The 760-nt window shown below is 55.1% G+C and carries 1 protein-coding gene; it reads left to right on the top strand.

Annotated elements, in window-relative coordinates:
* Positions 1-435: 435 nt before the first annotated feature.
* On the top strand, positions 436-760 hold a 325-nt coding region (locus tag ACOCD2_RS23535; RefSeq protein WP_295540031.1), incomplete at its 3' end, for a hypothetical protein.

Here is a 760-nt window from a genome sequence, read left to right as displayed (position 1 = left end):
TTTGTCCAAGGTAATTTCAACGGCCACTCTCACAAGATTATTTCTCATTTTCTCTCGAATGAAATTATAGACAAATACTGTAATTATTAGTTCCATTAAGAACGCAACACTACACTAGGTTCGCGTTTGAACCCTCTCTCCTTCAGATAGCCGCCAGATGCCGTGAGCTCTTCGTGCAATTGATGATGGTTGCCCCCCCGTGATCAACAAACGTGAGATCACCACCACGGCCAGACCATCCAATTCGTCGTCTGGCAGCGTGCGCACGTCGATTCGGTGGAGTCTCTTGACGTCGTCCTGCGCCCAGACCTCGGCACGCATCAGGCGTAGGCACATCTGAACCAGACGGTGATTCAACAAGCGTGTCTTCGGCCTCGTGATAGATTTTGGGACATCCCAGTCCCCAAAATCGACTCGGCCTTTGACAACCCATTGGTGCCCCAGCCGTCCTGGTCACCAAGCACTACGCAACAACTTCGCAAGCTCGTTGCTGCTCCGTACTTGGCTCCCAATGACTGGACGCCGCGTTCGGAGGCCTACTTTGTTTTCCCTCTGGCGCAAGGCACGCCGGGAAAACAGTGCGGCCTCGCGGCTACTGGGGTCTACCAGCCTTCGCTTCGCTCTCCATGGCTGGCAGCGATGGATGAGCACCACGTCGTCGCGTCCCTTGCTGACGGTGTGATCGAAGGTGATGGGGCGTATCACGCCCGTATGGGGGTGGCTCAATCCTTCCGTGCAACGTGCCCAGGAACCAGACAGT

It is taken from the genome of Thiolapillus sp., from assembly GCF_048562965.1.
Classification (GTDB): Bacteria; Pseudomonadota; Gammaproteobacteria; order Chromatiales; family Chromatiaceae; genus Thiolapillus; species Thiolapillus brandeum_A.
The sequence above is the reverse complement of the archived record's forward strand: the minus strand, read 5'-3'. Positions and strand labels throughout refer to the sequence as shown.